Raw genomic sequence first — 20,970 nt, 5'->3', positions numbered from 1 at the left:
GCTGTCGAATCGGATGCAAGGGCTCAATGATGGTGGTGAGCGGTTTCAGCGGGCTTGATTTCCAGCAGGGCAGCGGGTAACTTCAGGCCCTGGGTAGAGATGCCCGAGGCAGGAATCTCGCTCCAGTCGTTGCTGCCGTTTTCACAGGTCTGCAGCACCTTGAACCAGAGCGGGCCTGGGCTTACAGGCAATTTTCCGCGCAGCACGAATTCGTCAAAAAACGCGTCCGGCAGCCCAGCTCCCGGCGTTGCCGCTTTCCAGCTGACCACCGTCACGTCTTCGCTTATCTGTTTGCCATGGCTCTCATAGGGCTTGGCAAGCTTGCCAAGCTGGGCTGACACGGTCCAGCCGGCTTTCGGATAAGGCTTGGCGCCCAGGAAACCGGTCGGGATCTGCACCGACACGCCGGTGGTGGCCGAGCCCTGGCAGCCGTGGCCAACGAGGAACACGGCCTTGTAGCTGCTGCCGGCGGGTGCGCTCTTGTTTTCCAGAACAATATGAGAAAAAGCGGGTGCAGCCCCCGCCAACAATGCGAAGGAAGCTATTAATTTGGTAGCAAATGAAAAATGCACGGTGAAACTTTCTAAAACGGTAGGGGCCATCCTGGGGCTACAAGCTCACGCATCGTGGCTATGCCCAGGGATCTGGCAAGTGCGCCTGTTCATGCGCAAGCCAGGAAAAACACACGCGAAGGTGCGCGACGAAAATGTGGTGAAACTGCACCCTGGAAATTAAAAGGACGGTGTGAAGACCGAAAGACCATCACACGTCAGACCTCCGGGAGAGGCGCTTCAGTTCAAAGTACAGGCGGGCCGCGGCTGAAAGGCAGCCCCGGCGAAGACGCCGAGCGAACGGCATCGTCATGGAACACCGCCATCGCGGTGACGGCAGCAGAAACCACTTCGGTTTGCGGCAACGGCGGCAGACCGAGCCCAAGCGAGCCGCACAGGTCGCAGTGGCCACTGGTCAGGGAGGTGTCATCGGTGCCTGAACCGCCGAGCGCTCCGGTAGAGCTTGCCTGGGAAGCCACGCTGCACAGCCCCCCAAGCTTGCCAGTGCGCACTTCTTCGGCCAGCATGGACACGGGCGCCAGCAGCGCGGAGAAGACAGCCAAAAACCCCAACCACGCGGCAAAGCGAGCCCACAGCGGGCAAGAGGAAGAAGTGTTTGGCACCGCGCGATTATATAAAGACGCGGCACACTGCGACCGAAGCCGCGACCTCACACGGTTGCCAGGCGCTCGCTTGAGGCTGTCGCTATTTCCTGCCGCACACGCCGCGCCGCCTCCACCATGTTGACCAGTGCAGCCTCGGTTTCGGGCCAGCCGCGGGTTTTGAGGCCGCAGTCCGGGTTGATCCAGAGATTGCGCGCAGGTATCACGCTGGCGGCCTTTTTCAGCAGGGTGACCATTTCACTGACCGCCGGCACGCGCGGCGAATGAATGTCGTACACACCCGGGCCAATTTCATTGGGGTACTTGAAGTCACCAAACCCGCGCAGCAACTCCATGCCCGAGCGGCTGGTCTCTATCGTGATCACATCCGCATCCATGGCGGCGATCTCGGGAAGGATGTCGTTGAATTCCGAATAACACATGTGGGTATGGATCTGCGTGCGGTCGGCCACCCCGCTGGCGCTGATCCGAAAGGCGCGGGTCGCCCAGGCGAGATAAGCCTTCCAGTCCGCCCGGCGCAACGGCAATCCTTCGCGTATGGCGGGCTCGTCGATCTGGATGATGCCAATCCCGGCGCGCTCCAGGTCCACCACCTCGTCGCGAATAGCCCAAGCAATCTGTTGTGTTGTGATGCTGCGTGGCTGGTCGTCGCGCACAAACGACCACTGCAAGATGGTGATCGGACCGGTAAGCATGCCCTTCATGGGCAGCTCGGTCAGACTCTGGGCGTAGGTCGTCCACTCTACCGTCATGGGCGCGGGGCGCGACACATCGCCGTAAATCACCGGCGGCTTCACGCAGCGCGAACCGTAAGACTGCACCCAGCCATTGGCCGTGAAGGCAAAGCCGTCGAGCTGCTCACCGAAATACTCCACCATGTCATTGCGCTCGGCCTCGCCGTGCACCAGCACGTCCAGACCGATGGCCGTCTGCTTGCGCACGGCCAGAGCAATTTCGGCCTGCATTTTTCCGCGGTACGCAGCTTCGTCCAGCTGGCCGCGCTTGAAGGCCGCGCGGGCGGCACGAATCTCTGCGGTCTGGGGGAAAGAGCCTATGGTGGTGGTCGGCATCAGCGGCAGCCCGAGGCAAGCGGCCTGCACAGCCTGGCGCCGCGCGAAACCGGAGAGGCGGTGGTCGTCATCGGCGGTTGTGCGGGCCAGGCGCAAGGCCACGTCGGCGCGGTGCACACGCGGGCTCGTGCGACGGGCCGCGCAGGCAACACGCGCGCCCTCCAGCTCGGCCTGTACGGAGGCCTCGCCATCATTGAGCACGGCTTTGAGTGTTTTCAGCTCGCCGAGTTTTTCCACCGCAAAAGCCAGCCAGGATTTGATCTCGGGGTTCTGTGCCGTCTCGGCTTGCAAACTGTAGGGCGCATGCAGCAGCGAACAGGACGGCGCAATCCACAGCGCGCCCTGGTGCTTCTCGGCGATCGGACGGAGTCTGCCAAGCGCGGCATCAAGGTCGGTACGCCAGATGTTGCGGCCGTCAACAATACCAACTGACAAAACCTTGTAGCTGGGCAACCAGTCGGCAACGCCCAGCAATTCTTCTGGCGCGCGGACAGCATCCACATGCAGCCCGGCAACAGGCAGCTGGCAGGCCATGCGCAGGTTCTCCTGCAACGGCGAAAAGTAGGTGGCCAGCAAAATAGGCGGAGCGCGCCGGGACAGCTGCCAATAAGCTTTCTCGAAAGCATGGCGCCATGGCCCGGACAGGTCCAGCCCGAGAATGGGCTCGTCGATCTGCACCCACTGCACCCCCTGGGCCTTCAGGCGACCGAGGATTTGTTCGTAGACCGGCAGCAGTTGCTCCAGCAAGGAAAAACGATCAAAACCAGCCTCCTTTTCCTTGCCCAGCCACAAGAAGCTCAAAGGCCCGAGCAATACCGCTTTGACCGGGTGGCCGGCCTGCAGCGCCTCATCCATCTCCCCGAACAAGCGGTTTTCAGCCAGCTTGAACCGGGTTGCACTGGAAAATTCGGGTACCAGGTAGTGGTAGTTGGTGTCGAACCACTTGGTCATTTCCAGGGCGGGCTCGCCCTCGGAGCTGCGGCTGTGTTTACATGCCGGAGCATGGCTGTGTGCAGCATCGACCTGCACTCCGCGCGCCATCGAAAAGTAACGCGACAGAGCTGATTCATCGCCGTGAAAACCAAACCGGGCAGGCTCGCAGCCAAGCAGCTGGATGTGGTTGGCGACATGGTCATAAAAGGCAAAGTCGCCCACCGTGACAAAGTCCAGCCCGGCTTCGCGCTGGACCGCCCAGTGCCGCGCGCGCAGGTCGGCGCCGGCAACTTCCAGCGCTGCGGCATCGATGTCGCCTTTCCAGTGCTGTTCAAGCGCGAATTTCAGTTCGCGGTGTGCGCCCATGCGGGGAAAACCCAGAGTGTGGGAGAGAGTTGGCCTGGCGCTCATGCAAGTCTTTCTGAAGTGATTGGTGGATCAAGACAGCATGATCAGTTGAATTGATTTATTATTCAAACGAAACATTTAGCCCATTAACATGAAAATTATTAATGCATCAATCTGTTCTTGAAATCCGCCACCTGCGAACGCTGGTCGCGCTGCGCGATGCCGGCAGCCTGGTGCGGGCTGCGCAATTGCTCAATCTCACGCAGTCGGCCCTGTCGCACCAGGTCAAGCTGCTGGAGGACCGCTACGGCGCGGCCTTGTTTGAACGCAAATCGGTGCCGCCGCAATTCAGCACCACCGGCCTGCGGCTCTTGGCCCTGGCCGATGCCGTGCTGCCGCAGGTGGAAGGTGCCGAACGCGACGTGGCGCGGCTGGCCACCGGTCGCTCGGGGCAATTGCGCATCGCAGTGGAATGCCATACCTGCTTTGACTGGCTGATGCCGGCGATGGACGCCTTTCGCACGCGCTGGCCCGAGGTGGAACTGGACATCGTGTCAGGCTTTCACCCCGACCCGATTGCGCTCGTTCTGCAAGACCGCGCCGATATCGCCATCGTGTCGGAAGCGGACGCCGATGAAACAGTGGACTTTCATCCGCTGTTCCGTTTCGAAATCATGGCGCTACTGGCCAACCACCATGCACTGACGGCCAGGACGCACCTCACGGCCAAAGATTTCGCCAGGGAAACGCTGATCACCTACCCCGTGCCCGACGACATGCTGGACGTCGTGCGCCAGGTGCTGGAGCCGGCGGGCGTCAAGCCCGCACGCCGCACCACCGAACTGACGATTGCCATGCTGCAATTGGTCGCCAGCGGCCGCGGCATTGCCACGCTGCCCAAGTGGGCGGTGCAAAGCTATCTGGACCGGGGCTATGTCACCGCACGGCCAGTGGGCAAGAAGGGATTGACCGGCCGCTTGTACGTGGCTTGCACCGAGGCAACATCAGCCCGCCCCTGGCTGGCTGACTTTGTGGCGATCACGCGCGAGAGCTGCTTTTTGACTTTGAGTGAAATCGAGCTTCTGTGAGAAAAATTATGCCCAGTGGCCAGCGGCAACTGCCGGAACACACCAGGCAAGCCGGCGCATGGGCATACAAAATGCTACCAAATTAGTAGCTACCTTTGCCCGTGTTTAAAGGGCAAGAGGCCAATTTTGTCTTAAACTCCTGACGAAAGAGCCCATTCCACATGTTCCCGCACAACGTCACTGGCATGATCGCGCCGCGCCAGCAAAGCTGCGCGCAGGTTGGCGTCGTCCCCCGTGCCGGCATGCAGCGCGTTACCCATGGCAACGGCGATATTGCGCAACCAGCGTTCATGGCCGATGCGCCTGATCGCACTGCCCTCGGTATGGCGCAAAAACTCCTCTTCCGTCCAGGCAAACAGTGTCGTCAGCTGCTGGCCGGTCAGGCCCTGGCGCTCGTCGAAGTCGGGCAAGGCACTGCGCTGCGCAAACTTGTTCCAGGGGCAAATCAACTGGCAATCGTCGCAACCGTAAATCCGGTTTCCGATCAGCGGGCGCAGCTCCAGCGGTATCGGGCCCGCATGTTCAATGGTCAGGTAAGAAATGCAGCGGCGTGCATCGAGCTTGTGCGGCGCAATGATCGCCCGCGTCGGGCAAATATCGATGCAGGCACTGCAACTGCCGCAATGGCCGGAAACGGGATCACTGGGCGGCAGGGCAATGTCCACGTAAATTTCGCCGAGGAAAAACATGGAGCCGGCTTCACGATTGAGCAGCAGCGTGTGTTTGCCGCGCCAGCCCTGACCGCTGCGAGCGGCAAGCTCCGCCTCAAGCACCGGTGCCGAATCAGTGAACACGCGGTGCCCGAAAGCGCTGGCCTCCGCTTCAATCCGTTCGCTGAGTTTTTGCAGCCGCGCTCGCATGATCTTGTGATAGTCCCGCCCGCGTGCATAAACCGACACAATTGCTTCATCCGGACGTTGCAGCCGCGCAAGCTCCCTGGCTTGCCACTCGCCCGGCTCAGCAGGTGTCGAGGCAGGCAGGTAGTCCATGCGCGCGGTGATCACGCTGACGGTGCCGGGCACAAGCTCGGCAGGACGAGCCCGCTTGAGGCCATGCGCGGCCATGTAATTCATGTCACCATGAAAGCCTGCGGCCAGCCATGCAGACAGTCCCGCCTCAGCCGATGACAGGTCCACGCCGGCAATGCCGATTTGCGAGAATCCAAGCTCACGCGCCCATGTCTGAATTCGAGAAACAAATTGATGGCTATTGAAGATCACCAGGACATTGTAAAAAGTATCGCCTGGGACACCGAAGTCCAGACCCGGGCTTTCGCCGAAACACTGGCGGGCAAGCTGCACACTTCCAGGACAGACAGCCAGACCTTGATCCAGCTGCATGGCGATCTGGGCGCCGGCAAGACCACCCTGGTACGGTATGTACTCAAGGCCCTGGGCGTGCAGGGGCGAGTCAAAAGCCCGACCTACGCGGTGGTTGAGCCCTATACGGTCGAAGGTGCGGCATCAGCCGGCGACCTCAATATCTGGCATTTCGATTTTTTCCGCTTCAACGATCCCGACGAATGGGAAGAAGCAGGTTTTCGCGACATCTTCGCCAGCCCCGGACTGAAGCTCGTTGAGTGGCCTGAAAAAGCCGGCAGCCACCTGCCGCCGGCCGACCTGGACATCCATCTGGAGATGCTGGCCAACGAAACGCGCGCTGTCACGCTCACCGCCCACACGGCCGCAGGTGCGGCCCTGATGCCATGAGCAGCTTGACGCCTTCGCCGGTCAGCCGGCGCAATGTGCTGCAGATGGGCAGCCTCGTGCTACTGCTGGGCACCCAGCATATTGCGCGGGGCGCGACCATTCTCGCGGTGCGAGTCTGGCCTGCCAAGGATTACAGCCGCGTCACCATCGAGTCAGACACAGGCCTGAAAACCAAAACCTACTTTGTGGCCGAACCGCCGCGGCTGGCGGTGGACATCGAAGGCATCGAGCTGATACCGGCTCTGCGCGAGTTGGTGGCCAAGGTCAAACCAGACGATCCCAATATCTCCGGCATACGCGTCGGGCAAAACTCACCGGGCGTGGTCCGCCTGGTGGTTGACCTCAAGCAGCACATGCGGCCTCAGGTGTTTTCGCTGCAGCCGGTGGCAGCCTACCAGCATCGGCTGGTGTTCGATCTCTACCCCACCCAGGTGGCAGATCCGTTGGAAGCACTGATTGGCGAGCGCCTGAAAGAAAAGCCCCAGGCGCCTGCTTCTGCGCCGGCCACTGACCCGATCGGCGACCTGATTGCCAAACAGACCGACAAGCCGGCGCCAGCCAAACCTGCCGACAACACGCGCCCTACCACGCCGGACGCCGACAACGAACGTACGCCGGCCCGCGCGCCCAAAGCGCCTTCGGAATCTGGGGGCGCCGCGCCGCGCAGCAAAACCGATCGCCTCATCATCGTGGCACTGGACCCGGGGCACGGCGGCGAAGACCCGGGCGCCATCGGACCCGGCGGCACGCGAGAAAAAGACGTGGTCCTGCAGATTGCACTGCGGCTGCGCGAGCGCATCAACCAGATCCCGAACATGCGTGCCTTCCTCACGCGCGATGCCGATTTTTTTGTACCGCTGCATGTGCGCGTGCAAAAAGCCCGGCGAGTGCAGGCCGATCTGTTCATCAGCATTCATGCCGACGCATTTTTCACGCCGCGACCGCAAGGTGCCAGCGTCTTTGCGCTCAGTGAAAAAGGCGCGTCCAGCAGCGCGGCGCGCTGGATTGCAGACAAGGAAAACTCTGCAGACCTGGTGGGCGGCGTGAATGTCAAAGTCAAGGATGCGCAAGTGCAGAAAGCGTTGTTCGACATGAGTACGACAGCGCAAATCAACGACAGCCTCAAGCTCGGCGGGGCCATGCTCGGTGAGATCGGCAATGTCGGCAAGCTGCACAAGCCGCGTGTCGAACAGGCCGGCTTTGCCGTCCTCAAGGCGCCGGATATACCCAGCATCCTGGTGGAAACCGCCTTCATCAGCAATCCGGACGAAGAGGCCAGACTGCGCAGCGAGGTTTACCAGGTGCAGCTCGCCGATGCGTTGATGCGCGGCATCAACCGCTACTTTGCTAAAAACCCGCCGCTGGCGCGTAGCCGTCCGCTGTAGCGAGACAGTTCCTGCGGATCGGCCGCAATGAAAACCCGCCTTCGTCCTGGATCCATGCACATGACTCAGCGGCCTGGCAAATCGCCAGCCGCCTCGAAGAAAAATCTGGCGATGGCCTCCTGCTCCTTGCGATCGCTCCATTCCAGGTCCGGGGCCAGGAGAAATCTGGACAGGAGGTACCCAAGGTTCAGCGAAAGAAACATCCGCACAAGGGAGTCCGCCGGGAAGGTTTCCGACATCTTTCCCTCCTGCTGCAAGCGCTTGAACAATTGCAGCAGGGGCTCCCAGACTGCAGGACGCCATTGGTCCGCGAACCGACGAAGCAGATCCTCATCGCGCAGCATTTCCACCAGTAGCAGGCGGGTGAGTTCGGGAGCATGCGAGAGGCTGTCCGCGCGGGACTTCAGCAGCGCCATATGCCAGGTCGCGAAGTCATCTCCGTGCGACTCGATTACCTGCCTCAGTGCCTCAAGGGAGGTCGGCGCCAGATGCGGCAAGACCGCCTCCTGAATCACCGCCTGGACCAGGCCGTCCTTGGTGCCGAAATGCTTGAAGAGCGTTCGCTCGGTAGTGTTGGCGGCAGCTGCAATCTCGCGCGTGCTGGTCTGCGCCACGCCGCGCGCGGCGAACAGCCGCGCGGCTGCCCATAGGATGTCGATGTGCTTTGTCGGGACGGGGCCGCGCCGGCCTGCGGGGGGTGGAGAGTGCATCTGCCGAGTTTAGGGCCGCGAACTCACTCGGCAAAGCCCGTCTCCTGCCGGTACAAGCCCGGGAGGAAATGTTCGAACAATCCCACCTCCTCGATGTTATGGCGCAGCCACGCCAGCCCGTGCGCATGGTCGAACCCGAAACGCTGCATAAGAGGCGTGACCCAGCGCCGCCACCCGCTCACGCCGCCGACTAGCAGGCGATTCTCGTACAGCGTGCCCGCGGGTACCGAGATGAAACGGTACTCCATGCGCACCAAGCCGCTCACCCCGAACAGACGCGGGTTGTGGATAAAGCCCTCCTCGTCCAGCTTCTCGATGTCGGTTACGGTGTCGACGTTATAGCGGGGGTTGGCGCCCAGGTATTCCCGCAGCCGGATCGCAGCGCCGGGGCCGACGCTTCCGTCGGGGCGGCGCCTCGCATAGCTGGCGTGCACGTGGTCGTAGGGATGCCAGGCGCGGTAACGGTTGATGCGTTGCCCAGCCACCATGATGTCGCCCTCAAGGTGGGAGAACCACCAGGCGAGCATGCGAGGCGTAACGCCGCTGACGATCTCGTGGCGAATCCAGTAGCTCAACCGGCCGTCAGGAAGGCGTTCGGCACCGCACTCGGCGGACCCCAGTGGTTTAAGCGGCCACGGCACGGTGACCGGCTCGGCTGGCACGGGGTGGTCGTCCGGGTAGGCGGGAAAGTCCCGCTGCTCGGACAGGGAAAAACGGACAGGTAGGGTTGTTGACATGGGATCTCCAAAGAAAAGGGGCGAGCCGAACCCGGCTCGCGGAAATTCAGGACACGCACTCGACCCCATGCTCGGCCATCACAGCCTGCATACGGTCCAGGTCGCGCGGCAGTTCGTGCACCGACTCGGCCATCTTCACGAAGAAGCGGTCCATCGGGCCACCAACGGTCCATGCCAGAAAGCACGCTGGCTGCTCGCCGGGATTGCGGTACCCGTGCGGCGTGAGCGGCGGCAAGTGGACCATGTCCCCGGCTTGCAGATGATGGCGCTCCGTGGGCGTGTGCATCAGCAGCTCGCCCTCAAGCACGAAGTAGACCTCTTCCTCCTGCGCGTGTGTGACGCAAGGAGTGCCGCTGCCTGGCGGCACGTGGACGGTCACGATAGACAGCCCGTGAGTCGACTGGTCTGAAGGCAGCTTGATGGTCACGCGGTCACCCAGGACCTGCACCGTTTGGCCTTCGTGGCTTCTGGTCACATTCATAGTGTTTTCTCCTTGGCCAACGTGGCCATTAAACAATATAGCCGTCACTATATCATTGTCGAAATCATTTGTATAGTGTCAGCTATATTAATTAAGGAGCTGCGCTAGCCGGCGCAGCAAGCACATGAGGTCATTTCACGTAGAGCGCAGCCATCGACGCGGCTCCTCCCTTGCTGGTGCAGGACTCGTCGTTCATACCTGCTAGGCGAGCCATGTGCAGTGCACAAGCGTGAATCAGTCGTGTCCCGAGCGACGGGGAGCGAGACCTTGATGCGCGGCATCAACCGTTACTTTGCAAAGAACCCGCCACTGGCGCGTAACCGCCCGCTGTAGGTCAGCGCCTTTCGCGGCAAGCCGACAGGCAGGCTGGCCTCTTTCCTACAACCTGGGAAAGCACTCAAACTAAAGTGAAAGCACAGACAACGGTGCGCGCGTGAGCGCACATGCGTTCGCGGCACCGTGACTGCACAAACACGAAAGGTGAACGCCATGAACAAACTATTGATCGCCCTCACAGCGGCCCTGGTCACACTGGCCGGCTGTAGCACTCCCCCGACGAATGCCCAAATAGGCACAGCAACCGGCGCGGTGATTGGCGGAGCAGCTGGTAGTGCGCTGGGCGGCGGCACACTGGGCACGGTGGGTGGCGCGGCTGCCGGCGCCGTGATCGGTAACGAAATCGGTAAACGTCAGGACCAGAGGCGTTAAGCCCGTCTTGCTTGCGATCTTCGACTTCTTTGCCCTGATTTTTCAGTACGGCATCGGCCGTAGCCGTCACTCAGTCACTCGAACACGCAGCTTGCCTGTTCAATCCTGGCCTGCACTTCCGCGCCGGTCGGGGGCACACAGCCACGCCGCATAACGCACAAGCTGGCGCTGGCCATGGCGTGGGCCAGCAAGCTGCGTCCTGCATCGTCCGGCAGTGCGAGCAGGTCGACCGTGCCAGTCACGCCGTTTTTTCGCGCGAGCAAAGCGGCCATGAAGCCGGCGAGAAAACAGTCGCCTGCGCCCACGGTATCCACCACCGCCAAGGGCCGGGATTCGCGGGCTCGCCACTGCCGGCCATCACGCGTCAACAGACAAGCCCCATGCGGGCCGAGAGTCAAAACCAGCAAACTGGCGCCGCTCGCGTCCAGCAGATGCCGCGCCCTCGCGAATACATCAGCGCCGGGTATCTCCAGGTTTTCGAGATCTTCATCACTGACCTTGACCACGTCAGCATGCTGCAGCGCGGCGTGCACGTTGCGTCTGTAGGCCTGCAAGTCCGGCATGACCGACGGCCGCAGGTTGGCATCAACCACCACCACGCTGCCGGCTTGATGCTGGGCGCGCAGCCACGGCAAATAGCGACCGGAGTCCTCCGGCGCGAGAGCGAGAGCGCCGGTGTACACCATCTCCAGCGCGGGAACGCGTTGACACGACTGGATCAGGCTGTCCGCCGTGACAGCGCGGTCCGCCACATCCTGCCGGTAAAAAACATAGTCGGGATGGCCTGCGTCATCCAGGCCCACCACGGCCAGTGAAGTGCTTTGCGCCACAGGCTGCGGACAGGCCAGCCGCACACCATCGCCAGTCAACGCTGCAGCCAGCTGGCGGCCGAAGCGATCATGCGACAAAGGGTTGAGGTACAGGGTGTTGACGCCCTGTCGCGCCAGCGCACGCGTCAGGTTGAAAACAGCGCCGCCCGGACAGGGCTCATAACGTCCGTCCGGTTGAACAATCAGGTCAATCAATGCTTCACCAGCGGTTGCAACTTGCAGCACTTGCTCAGGGTTTTCCATGATCTCAGGGTAATCCATAACTAAAACAACTTGATTTAATAACTCAAGCGCCACTATAGTTCACCAACGCCCATCACTCATGGGTACTTTCCCGCGAACCCGGGCCTGAATGTCGATTCAACAAGGAGACCATCTCATGAAAAAGACCACTCTTTCCCTTTTTGCACTGTCCAGCCTCGCACTGGCCACCTCTTCGGCCTTGGCAGCAGGCGAACCTGTGATCGGCCTGATCACCAAAACCGACACCAACCCCTTCTTCGTCAAGATGAAGGAAGGCGCAGAAGCCGAAGCCAAAAAACTCGGCGCCAAACTGCTGACCGCCTCCGGCAAATCCGACGGCGATACCGCGGCCCAGATCACCGCGCTGGAAAACATGGCTGCCGGTGGCGCCAAGACCATCCTGATCACCGCCAGCGGCGACGCCATCAGCCCGACCGTCAAAAAACTTCAGGCCAAAGGCGTGCAGGTGATTGCGCTGGACAGCCCATTCAAAGGCGCCGATGCCCTGTTCGCCACCGACAACTACAAAGCCGGCGTGTTGATTGGCCAGTACGCAAAGGCGGCGATGGCCGGCAAACCCGCCAAAATTGCCACGCTCGATCTGTTCCCTGGCCATCCCGTGGGAGCGCAGCGTCACAACGGCTTCATGAAGGGGTTCGGTCTGCCCGCGGCAGACGCGAAATCCAACGAGCTGTCCAAAGACCCGGCCGTGGTCTGCATGGCCGATGGTTTTGGTGACCGGGCCAAGAGCCAGACCGCCATGGAAAACTGCCTGCAGAAAAATCCCGACATCAACGTGGTCTACACCATCAACGAACCCGCAGCAGCGGGCGCGTTCAACGCCCTGAAAAAAGCCGGCAAGGAAAAAGGCGTGACCATTCTCTCGGTCGACGGCGGCTGCCAGGGCATCAAGGACACGCAAGCCGGCGTGATCACCGCAACCTCGCAGCAATACCCCCTGACCATGGCGGCGCTGGGCGTCGCGGCGGGCGTGAGTTATGCCAAGGGCGGCAAAAAGGCTTCAGGCTACACCGACACCGGCGTGACCCTGATTTCGGCCAAAGCCCTACCGGGTGTCGACAGCAAGGACATCAAGACGGGCATGGACCTTTGCTGGGGCGCGAAGTAAGCGAGCCATTGCTTGCCGCCTCTCATCCCGGGCCGGATTCGGTGCGGGATGACAAAATCATTTTTTTCCTCCTGGGCCCTTACCGATGAACCTGTCTTCGCGCCACATTCCGTGGGGGGCGCTCGGCCCCTGGCTGGCCCTGCTGGCCACCTGCATCTTTTTTACCACCCAGTCAGACCGCTTCCTGACCGGTGAAAATTTGTCCCTGGTGTTGCAGCAGGTGATGGTGGTCGGCGTACTGGCCATTGGGCAGACCCTGATCATCCTGACGGCCGGCATCGACTTGTCCTGCGGCATGGTGATGGCATTGGGCGGCATGGTGATGACGAAGTTCGCCGTGAATTACGGCATCGACCCCTACGCGGCGATTGCCTGCGGCCTGGCAGTCACGACCGGCTTCGGCCTCCTCAATGGCTTGCTGGTCACCCGCATCAAATTGCCTCCTTTCATCGTGACGCTGGGCACACTGAACATCGCATTTGCGATCACTCAGATTTACTCCAACGCACAAATCGTTTCCAACCTCCCGACGGAGTTGACCGCGCTGGGCAACACCTTCGATCTGGGCAGCACAGAAGTCAGCCTGGGAACCGTCGCCATGATTGGCCTCTACCTGCTGGCGTGGTTTGTCTTGCGGGACACCGCGCCGGGCCGACATCTGTACGCCGTGGGCAACAACGCCGAAGCCGCACGGCTGACCGGCATCCGGGTCGACCGCGTGCTGGTGGCCGTCTACGCGCTGGCCGGTCTTTTTTACGGCATTGCCGCGCTCCTGTCGGTGGCGCGCACCGGCGTCGGCGATCCGAATGCCGGGCAAACCGAAAACCTCGATGCCATCACCGCCGTGGTGCTGGGCGGCACCAGCCTGTTTGGCGGGCGCGGCATCATTCTGGGCACACTCGTGGGCGCGGTGATTGTCGGCGTGTTCCGCAACGGCCTGACCCTGATGGGGGTTGCCTCCGTCTACCAGACACTGATTACCGGCATTCTGGTGATCCTGGCGGTCGCGGCTGACCAGATGTCGCGGAAAGGGCCCCGCTGATGAACACCCCAACACCCCTCCCCACTTTCGCGCCTCTGGTCATGCAGGCCAAGGGACTGGTGAAGCGCTACGGCCAGGTCACCGCACTGGACGGCACCGACTTCGAATTGCGTGCCGGCGAAATCCTGGCCGTGATCGGTGACAACGGTGCCGGAAAGTCCTCGCTGATCAAGGCCCTGTCGGGCGCCACAGTGCCCGACGAAGGTGAGCTGCTGCTCGACGGCAAGCCGATGCGCTTTAAGTCCCCCATCGATGCGCGCCGCGCCGGGATCGAAACCGTCTACCAGGACCTGGCCGTGGCCCCTGCCATGAGCATTGCGGAGAACCTCTTCCTGGGCCGCGAACTCCTCAGGCCCAGCCCCCTGGGCCGCTGGCTGCGTGTGCTCGACAAGAAGAAGATGCTGGAGCAGGCCATTGCCCGCATGCAGGAGCTCAAGGTCGGGATTCGTTCGATGACGCAGGCCGTGGAAACACTCTCTGGCGGCCAGCGCCAATGTGTGGCCGTGGCGCGCGCCGCCGCCTTTGCGCAGCACGTGGTCATCATGGACGAGCCCACGGCCGCACTGGGCGTGAAAGAAGGCAACATGGTGCTGGAGCTGATTCGCCGGGTGCGCGACAAGGGCCTGCCCGTCATCCTGATCAGCCACAACATGCCGCACGTGTTTGAAATCGCCGACCGCATCCACATCCAGCGCCTGGGCCGCCGTGCAGCAGTCGTCAATCCCAAGACCATCAGCATGAGCGACACCGTGGCCGTGATGACGGGCGCCAAGACGGCCGAAGAACTGCCGGAGTCCGCGCTTGCCTGAAGCAGCCCCCACGCTTGTCGCTTCGCGTACTACGCTGCCCCCCGGTGGGGCGCTGCGCCTGCGGCCCGGCAAAGCCGGTTCCGCGGCCCCGGCTGGTGTGAAGAAGACCTCCATGCTTGTCGCTCCGAGGCTCGCCCATGCTTAAAGGCATCGACCCCCTGCTAACGCCCGACTTGCTCAAGCTGCTGGCCGAGATGGGCCATGACGATGCGCTGTTGCTGGCCGACGCCAACTTCACGGCCATGAGTCTGGGCGCGGGCAAACCCGTGCTGCGCCTGCCTGGCCACGGCATGGCGCGGACTGTGCGAGCCGTGGCTTCGCTACTGCCTCTGGCTGAAGACGTGGATCATCCGGTGGCCTACATGCAGGTCAGCGGTACCGAGGCACCCTACCGTTCAGATTTGCAGCGCGAAGTCCTGGGGCTGCTGGCCCCGAACTGGCTGCCACGCCAGCAGGCCGAGGCCGTTGAGCGCTATGCGTTTTATGAGCGGGTACGCCAAGCCTATGCCATTGTGGTGACGGGTGAGTTGCAGCCTTTTGGCAACTTCATCCTGCGCAAAGGGGTCATCGGCGAAAATCTGCGTCCATGACCGAATCTTCTGCCACCGCCGCTGCAACAGCTACCCCTGCGGAATCCGAAGCAGCCACGCCCGTGTGGCTGCGCCAGCGTGGCTCCAACCACGTGGGCATGCGCCAGTTCAATGAACGCGTGGTGCTGCAGGCCATCCGACTGCATGGCAGCGTGCCCAAGGCCGAACTGGCCCGCCTGACCGGCCTCACCGCACAGACCATCGGGCTGATCACTACGCGGCTCGAAGAAGACGACCTGCTGATCCGGCACGACCGCGTGCGCGGGCGCATTGGCCAGCCCTCGGTGCCACTGGCGCTGAACCCCGACGGTGCTTTTTCCGTAGGCATCAAGATTGGCCGGCGCAGCACCGACTGGCTGCTGGTCGACTTCACCGGGCAGGTCCGCCAACGCCTGTCGCTCGCCTATGCCTTCCCCGATGCCGACACCCTGCTCCCCGTGATCGGCCAGAACCTGCTCGCCCTGCGTGAACAACTCGGTGCACTGGCTCCGCGGCTGGTAGGCGTGGGGGTGGCCGCGCCCTTCCAGCTCGGCGGCTGGCACCGGATGCTGGGGCTATCGGCGCAGCAGTCGGACCGCTGGAACCACATCGACCTCAGCGCCGAGGTGCAGGCCATGACCGACCTGCCCGTGAGTTTTGCCAAAGACACCTCGGCGGCCTGCGTGGCCGAACTGGTGTCGGGCCGCGGGCGCGACCTCAAGAGTTTTCTCTACCTGTTTGTCGACACCTTTGTGGGCGGCGGCCTGGTCATCAACTCACAACTCCACGCCGGCATCCACAACAACGCCGGTGCCGTGGCATCGCTGCCATTGCAGGTAGCCCAGGGGCCGGACACACCGCCACAGCTGATCAGCCAGGCCTCGCTCTGGGAACTGGAGCAGTGTTTCAAGGCGCGCGGGCTTGACCCGGCTGCAGCCTACGACGAACGCGCCATGCAGCCGCCGTTCGAGTCCGACACCCAGGCCTGGGTGGCCAGCGCCGCCAATGCACTGGCCCACAGCGTGGTCAGCGCAACGGCCGTGCTGGATATCGACGCCGTTGTGATGGACGGCTCCTTTTGCCGCCCCCTGCTGCAGCGCCTGATTGACGCCACGGGCGCTGCACTGGGCCGCTACAGCTGGGAAGGCCTCTGGCCCGCCCAGGTAATGGCCGGCAGCATTGGCTCCGACGCTCGCGCACTGGGCGGTGCCATGCTGCCTTTGCACGCCAACTTCGCCCCCGACCGCGACCTGTTTCTCAAGGGTGGTCGCTGATCCGCGTTTCGGGACGGTACATCGCCTCGATCTCGCGCGCATAACGTTTCATCAGGTTATTGCGCTTGAGCTTGAGCGTCGGGGTCATCAGGGCGTTCTCCATCGTCCAGGGCTCCATCGTCAGCAGCACGGCACGCGGCTGGGCGTAACGCGGAAAGTTGCTGCACTGAACCGCCATGCGCTCCAGTGCAGCCCGCCGCACCGCCGGCAGCTTCAAACTGGCGGCGTCATCGGGGTCGACCTTCAACGTCTCTGCCAGCCGGCGCCATTCAGCCGGGTGCACAACGGCCACGCAGGCGATGAAAGACTGATTCTCGCCGACCACCAGAACCTGGGCGAACAGCGGATCGACGGCAATGGCCAGCTCCAGATCGCCCGGCGGCACTTTCTCGCCGGTGGACGTCACGATGATCTCCTTGATGCGGCCGATGATGCGGATACGCCCGCCCTCCATGTCTGCCTGGTCACCGGTAGACAGCCAGCCATCGGACGACAGCACGCGCGCCGTGTCGTCGGGCCGCTTCCAGTAACCCTTCATCACCGACGGACCGCGCACCTGCAGCTCGCGGTTGTCGCCCAGGCGCACTTCAACGCCGGGCAGCGCGCGGCCCACGGTGGCCGGGTCGTTGTCTTCCACACCATTGGCCGCCACCACCGGTGAAGTTTCCGTCATGCCGTAGCCCTGCAGCAAGGGAAGGCCCAGCCCCAGGAAGCAGCGCGCCACGGCATGTGACAGCGGCGCACCGCCACTAACGGCCACACGCACACGCCCGCCAAACTGCGCCCTCAAGGTCTGTGCCACCAGGCGGTCCAGCAGCGGCCACGCCAGCGGGTCCAGCCAGGACCAGGCACTGCCCTCACCGGTTGCCAGGGGCAAATCCTGCGACCGGCAAAAACGCCGCCAGCCCACGGCCTGGGTGGCTTCGAACAGGCGGGTCTTCAGCGTCGAGCCAGCGAGGGTCTCCTGCAGTTTGGCAAACACGCGCTCATAGATGCGGGGCACCGACACCAGCACCGTGGGCCGCACCGTTTTCAGGTCCTCGGCCAGCAGTGCTACCGAACGCGCATAGGCCACGCAACTTCCGGTAGCCAGGGGCAGGTAGTAGCCGGCGGTGCGCTCGAAGGTGTGCGACAGCGGCAGAAATGAGAGGAAGACGTCGTCCACGACGGGTGCCACGCGCTGGAGGATGGCCTGCACATTGGCCACCACGTTGCGATGTGTGAGCATCACGCCCTTGGGCTTGCCGGTGGTGCCCGAGGTGTAGACGATGGCCGCCAGGTCCCCGGCGGTCGGCGGCGACCACGCAGCGTCATGCCCCTGCCCTGCTGCCAGCCAGTCGGCCAGCGAACACACCGGCACAGCCGTTGCAGAAGCGCCGGCAGCCACTGCCTCCCCGGCAATCACGACACGCCGCAGCGCCGGCATGGGAACACCGAGCACCTCTATGGCGCGCCATTGCACGAGCGACGAAACCATGAGCATCGCCGCTTCGCAGTCAGCCAGGATGTAGGCAATGCTGCCGGGATTGTCCAGCGCATGCAGCGGCACCGGCACATGGCCCAGCGCCAGCGCCGCCTGGTCAAGGCTGACCGCATCCAGTCCGTTGGGCAGAAGAATGGCGATGCTTGCCTGCCGCGGCAACTGCATGGCCGCCAGCGCATGGCGCCATTGGGTAAAGCGCTCGTTCGCCTGCATCCAGGAAGTACTGACCCACTGGCCGGCGCCGGCGTCAAATTCACGGTAAGCCTCGGCCTGCGGGCTGTTGGCCACACGGAAAGCCAGCAGCTCTGGCAGGGTCTGCGCGGCAGAAAGATTCATCTCGAAGGCAGTCATGGGCAGTTTTTTCCAGGGAGCATGTCTGACCAAGTTTGCACCGGCAAAGCGTGGCCGCCTTGCCCCGGATCAATGTATCCGTGAAAACCCTTCAGCGTGCCGGCTGGCGCGTGGACCGGCTCGTCTTCCAGGCGCCATACAGCACAAACACCCCGGGAATGAGAATCATGGCCCAGATGATTTTGTCGAGATGGGTTTTGACAAACGGGATGTTGCCAAAAAAATAGCCGATGGTGACGATGCCGCCGACCCAGAGCGCGCCGCCACCAACGTCGTAGAGCGTGAACTTGCTGCGCGTCATCTGGGACACACCTGCCACAAAGGGCGCAAAGGTCCGCAGGAAAGGCATGAAACGCGCCGCCACGATGGTGATCCCGCCGTAGCGCTCGTAAAACTCATGCGCCTGGTTGAAGGCCTTTTTGTTGAAGAACTTCGAGTCTTCCCACTGGAACACCTTGGGCCCGAAATAACGGCCGATGGTGTAGTTGGACTGGTTGCCCAGCACTGCGGCGGCAAACAGCAGACCAACGGACAGCGGGTAATTCATCAGGCCCACGCCGCACATGGCGCCCACCACAAACAGCAACGAGTCACCCGGCAGAAACGGCATGACGACCACCCCGGTTTCCACGAAGATGATCAGAAACAACAGTGCATACACCCAGGCGCCGTAGCTGGTTACAAAGGCCTCCAGGTGCTTGTCGACATGAAGAATGAAATCAATGAGAAAGGCGATAAGTTCCATGCGGCGATTTTGACACGCGACTCCGAAGGGCCAACTCGTTAAACCTTTTGCCCACCAGGCCTTCCGGTGGCATCGTGATAACCGGTTCGACCCTAGAATCCATCCTGTGACGCCTGCCTCCCCCCTTTCTGCCGCATCCTCTCTTCGCCGCCCCATCCGCGAGCTGCCCGACGAACTCGTCAGCCAGATTGCCGCCGGTGAAGTCGTGGAACGCCCGGCCTCTGTGGTGCGGGAACTGGTGGACAACGCACTGGACGCCGGTGCACAACAAATCACCGTTCGCTTGCTGGCCGGCGGTGTGCGCTTGATCTCTGTTGAGGACGACGGCCAGGGCATTCCACGCGAGGAATTGGCCATTGCGCTCAGGCGCCACGCCACCAGCAAGATCGCCTCGCTACAGGACCTCGAAGCCGTCGGCACCATGGGTTTTCGCGGTGAAGCGCTGGCCGCCATCAATTCAATTGCCGACATGAGCCTGCTCTCCCGTACCGCGGACGGCGCGGGCGACGCCCATGCCTGGCAGCTGGACGGCCGCTCCGGTGAACTGACACCGGCCGCACGCACCCGGGGCACCACGGTGGAAGTGCGCGAGCTGTTTTACGCCACACCGGCACGCCGCAAGTTTCTGAAAACCGACGCCACCGAGCTGGCGCACTGCATCGAGGCCGTGCGGCGCCACGCGCTGGTGCGGCCCGATGTCGGTTTTGCGATCTGGCACGAAGGCAAGCTGGTCGAACAGTGGCGCGCCTGTACGGACGATGCCGCCCACGAGCAGCGCCTGGCCGACGTGCTGGGCAGCGAGCTGCTGGGGCAAAGCATCGCGGTTGATTACAGCGCGGGCTCGGTGCGGGTCACCGGGCGCGCGGGCATTCCCGACGCGGCGCGATCACGCGCCGACCAGCAGTTTGCCTATGTCAACGGGCGCTACGTGCGCGACAAGGTGCTGACCCACGCCGCGCGCAGCGCTTACGAAGACGTGCTGCACGGCCACCGCCAGCCGGTGTATGCGCTTTACGTCACCATGGATCCAACACGGGTGGACGTCAACGTTCATCCGACCAAGATCGAAGTACGCTTTCGTGACAGCCGCGAAGTGCACCAGGCGGTGCGCCATGCGGTTGAAAACGCCCTGGCAGCACCACGGGCTGCAGCAGCGCTGGCGGCTGCCAACGGAGCTTCCACGGAAATCCTTGAGTCAAATCGCCCCCCTGCCCTTGTTTCATGGGCGCAACCAGCTATCAATTTCGGAGCGCCTCAGTCGTTCCGTCAGAATCCGCAAGTCTCTGACTTCGAGGCCATGTGGCCATCGCCAGCCACCGGCGTTTCCACCGTTCGCCCTGAGCTTGTCGAAGGGTCTTATGCAGCCGGGGGTGAAGCAAGCCCCGCCAGCATGGAAGTGGAAAACAACCTGCCCCCGGGCGACTGGCCATTGGGCCGCGCCGTGGCGCAGCTGCAGGGAATCTACATCCTGGCCGAAAACACCCAGGGCCTGGTGATTGTCGACATGCATGCCGCCCACGAACGCATTGTTTACGAGCGCCTGAAAACCCAGATGGACAACGCCAGCATCGCCAGCCAGCCACTGCTGATTCCAGCCACCTTTGCGGCCACGCCGCAAGAAGTCGCCGCATCCGAAGCCCATGTGGACACCTTGAAAGCGCTGGGCCTGGAGATCACCCCGTTTTCACCGCGCACTTTGGCCGTGCGTGCAGTACCGACCAGTCTGGCCCAAGGCGATGCAGTGGAACTGGCACGCAGCGTGCTGGCGGAACTGGCGCAGCACGACGCCAGCACCGTGATCCAGCGCGCGCAGAACGAGTTGCTTTCCACCATGGCGTGCCACGGCGCCGTGCGCGCCAACCGCAAGCTCACCATCGACGAGATGAACGGCCTGCTGCGCCAGATGGAAGGCACCGAGCGCTCCGACCAGTGCAACCATGGCCGGCCGACCTGGCGCCAGGTCACCATCAAGGAACTGGACAACCTGTTCCTGCGCGGGCGTTAAGGGAGCGCTGAATAAGTCCTGGCAGATGGGCGGCAGCCGGATCGGGATGGGATGCAAGGCGGATTTCGCAGCCAATAGTTGACTATTGGCAAGAAATTCAACGCAGCAGACCGCCCGAGCCCGGCTGATCGCACGCCGCAGGGGGCT

20 protein-coding genes are annotated in these 20,970 nt (G+C 62.7%); 10 read left to right on the top strand and 10 right to left on the bottom strand.

Translation table 11 applies throughout. The features are described from left to right. Nucleotides 1-23: 23 nt before the first annotated feature. From B0B52_RS09265 to metE, 3 genes are all read right to left on the bottom strand, one after another. Nucleotides 24-572: a YcnI family protein gene (locus tag B0B52_RS09265; protein WP_254425673.1), complete on the bottom strand. Its 549-nt coding sequence runs from the start codon at nt 570-572 to the stop codon at nt 24-26. Between the two features lie 224 nt (nt 573-796). Further along, nucleotides 797-1,174: a DUF2946 family protein gene (locus B0B52_RS09260; protein WP_168173516.1), complete on the bottom strand. Its 378-nt coding sequence runs from the start codon at nt 1,172-1,174 to the stop codon at nt 797-799. A 47-nt stretch (nt 1,175-1,221) separates the two neighbouring features. Next, nucleotides 1,222-3,588, bottom strand: a complete 2,367-nt coding sequence (gene metE / locus B0B52_RS09255; protein WP_077593343.1) for a 5-methyltetrahydropteroyltriglutamate--homocysteine S-methyltransferase — start codon at nt 3,586-3,588, stop codon at nt 1,222-1,224. A 101-nt stretch (nt 3,589-3,689) separates the two neighbouring features. Between metE and B0B52_RS09250 the strand changes: the two genes are divergently transcribed. After that, nucleotides 3,690-4,613: a LysR family transcriptional regulator gene (locus B0B52_RS09250; protein ID WP_077593342.1), complete on the top strand. Its 924-nt coding sequence runs from the start codon at nt 3,690-3,692 to the stop codon at nt 4,611-4,613. Nucleotides 4,614-4,744: 131 nt separating this feature from the next. On the opposite strand, the gene queG is transcribed toward B0B52_RS09250, so the two are convergent. Further along, nucleotides 4,745-5,800: a tRNA epoxyqueuosine(34) reductase QueG gene (queG, locus tag B0B52_RS09245; RefSeq protein WP_077593565.1), complete on the bottom strand. Its 1,056-nt coding sequence runs from the start codon at nt 5,798-5,800 to the stop codon at nt 4,745-4,747. A 15-nt stretch (nt 5,801-5,815) separates the two neighbouring features. Between queG and tsaE the strand changes: the two genes are divergently transcribed. After that, nucleotides 5,816-6,322, top strand: coding sequence for a tRNA (adenosine(37)-N6)-threonylcarbamoyltransferase complex ATPase subunit type 1 TsaE (gene tsaE, locus B0B52_RS09240; RefSeq protein WP_077593341.1), 507 nt, complete (start codon nt 5,816-5,818; stop codon nt 6,320-6,322). After that, on the top strand, nt 6,319-7,707 hold the full coding sequence (locus tag B0B52_RS09235) for an N-acetylmuramoyl-L-alanine amidase (RefSeq protein ID WP_077593340.1): 1,389 nt from the start codon (nt 6,319-6,321) through the stop codon (nt 7,705-7,707). The genes tsaE and B0B52_RS09235 overlap by 4 nt, the downstream gene beginning before the upstream one ends. 65 nt (nt 7,708-7,772) lie before the next feature. Here B0B52_RS09235 and B0B52_RS09230 read toward each other — a convergent pair whose 3' ends face one another. Genes B0B52_RS09230 through B0B52_RS09220 form a run of 3 tightly spaced genes read right to left on the bottom strand, consistent with a single transcriptional unit; the run spans nt 7,773 to nt 9,635 of the window. Beyond that, on the bottom strand, nt 7,773-8,417 hold the full coding sequence (locus B0B52_RS09230) for a TetR/AcrR family transcriptional regulator (protein ID WP_077593339.1): 645 nt from the start codon (nt 8,415-8,417) through the stop codon (nt 7,773-7,775). A gap of 23 nt (nt 8,418-8,440) precedes the next feature. After that, nucleotides 8,441-9,154, bottom strand: a complete 714-nt coding sequence (locus B0B52_RS09225) for a DAPG hydrolase family protein (RefSeq protein WP_168173514.1) — start codon at nt 9,152-9,154, stop codon at nt 8,441-8,443. A 46-nt stretch (nt 9,155-9,200) separates the two neighbouring features. Next, nucleotides 9,201-9,635, bottom strand: a complete 435-nt coding sequence (locus tag B0B52_RS09220) for a cupin domain-containing protein (RefSeq protein WP_077593338.1) — start codon at nt 9,633-9,635, stop codon at nt 9,201-9,203. A gap of 489 nt (nt 9,636-10,124) precedes the next feature. Here B0B52_RS09220 and B0B52_RS09215 point away from each other — a divergent pair, with 489 nt between their 5' ends. Continuing rightward, complete coding sequence (locus B0B52_RS09215) at nt 10,125-10,343, top strand: glycine zipper domain-containing protein (protein WP_077593337.1); 219 nt, start codon at nt 10,125-10,127, stop codon at nt 10,341-10,343. Between the two features lie 74 nt (nt 10,344-10,417). Here B0B52_RS09215 and B0B52_RS09210 read toward each other — a convergent pair whose 3' ends face one another. Continuing rightward, entirely contained in the window at nt 10,418-11,416 is a 999-nt protein-coding gene (locus B0B52_RS09210) for a PfkB family carbohydrate kinase (RefSeq protein ID WP_168173513.1), read from the bottom strand. A gap of 136 nt (nt 11,417-11,552) precedes the next feature. Here B0B52_RS09210 and B0B52_RS09205 point away from each other — a divergent pair, with 136 nt between their 5' ends. The 5 genes from B0B52_RS09205 to B0B52_RS09185 all read left to right on the top strand — a co-directional run bounded on the left by B0B52_RS09205 (nt 11,553) and on the right by B0B52_RS09185 (nt 16,239). Then, nucleotides 11,553-12,545, top strand: coding sequence for a sugar ABC transporter substrate-binding protein (locus B0B52_RS09205; RefSeq protein ID WP_077593335.1), 993 nt, complete (start codon nt 11,553-11,555; stop codon nt 12,543-12,545). An 85-nt stretch (nt 12,546-12,630) separates the two neighbouring features. Next, nucleotides 12,631-13,587 (top strand): ABC transporter permease, encoded by a 957-nt coding sequence (locus tag B0B52_RS09200; protein WP_077593334.1) that lies wholly within the window; start codon nt 12,631-12,633, stop codon nt 13,585-13,587. After that, a complete protein-coding gene (locus B0B52_RS09195; protein ID WP_077593333.1) occupies nt 13,587-14,396 on the top strand; it encodes an ATP-binding cassette domain-containing protein in 810 nt (269 codons plus the stop codon). The genes B0B52_RS09200 and B0B52_RS09195 overlap by 1 nt, the downstream gene beginning before the upstream one ends. A gap of 137 nt (nt 14,397-14,533) precedes the next feature. Further along, nucleotides 14,534-14,986, top strand: a complete 453-nt coding sequence (locus tag B0B52_RS09190; protein WP_077593332.1) for an RbsD/FucU family protein — start codon at nt 14,534-14,536, stop codon at nt 14,984-14,986. Then, nucleotides 14,983-16,239, top strand: coding sequence for an ROK family transcriptional regulator (locus B0B52_RS09185; RefSeq protein ID WP_077593331.1), 1,257 nt, complete (start codon nt 14,983-14,985; stop codon nt 16,237-16,239). Before B0B52_RS09190 ends, B0B52_RS09185 begins: the two co-directional genes overlap by 4 nt. On the opposite strand, the gene B0B52_RS09180 is transcribed toward B0B52_RS09185, so the two are convergent. Next, complete coding sequence (locus B0B52_RS09180) at nt 16,223-18,073, bottom strand: long-chain fatty acid--CoA ligase (RefSeq protein ID WP_077593330.1); 1,851 nt, start codon at nt 18,071-18,073, stop codon at nt 16,223-16,225. The two genes, B0B52_RS09185 and B0B52_RS09180, sit on opposite strands and share 17 nt — an antisense overlap. 91 nt (nt 18,074-18,164) lie before the next feature. Continuing rightward, nucleotides 18,165-18,818, bottom strand: coding sequence for a VTT domain-containing protein (locus tag B0B52_RS09175; RefSeq protein ID WP_077593329.1), 654 nt, complete (start codon nt 18,816-18,818; stop codon nt 18,165-18,167). Nucleotides 18,819-18,924: 106 nt separating this feature from the next. Here B0B52_RS09175 and mutL point away from each other — a divergent pair, with 106 nt between their 5' ends. Further along, entirely contained in the window at nt 18,925-20,823 is a 1,899-nt protein-coding gene (gene mutL / locus B0B52_RS09170; RefSeq protein WP_077593328.1) for a DNA mismatch repair endonuclease MutL, read from the top strand. Nucleotides 20,824-20,970: the final 147 nt, after the last annotated feature.

It is taken from the genome of Polaromonas sp. A23, assembly GCF_002001015.1.
In the GTDB taxonomy this organism is placed as follows: Bacteria; Pseudomonadota; Gammaproteobacteria; order Burkholderiales; family Burkholderiaceae_C; genus Polaromonas.
The sequence above is the reverse complement of the archived record's forward strand: the minus strand, read 5'-3'. Positions and strand labels throughout refer to the sequence as shown.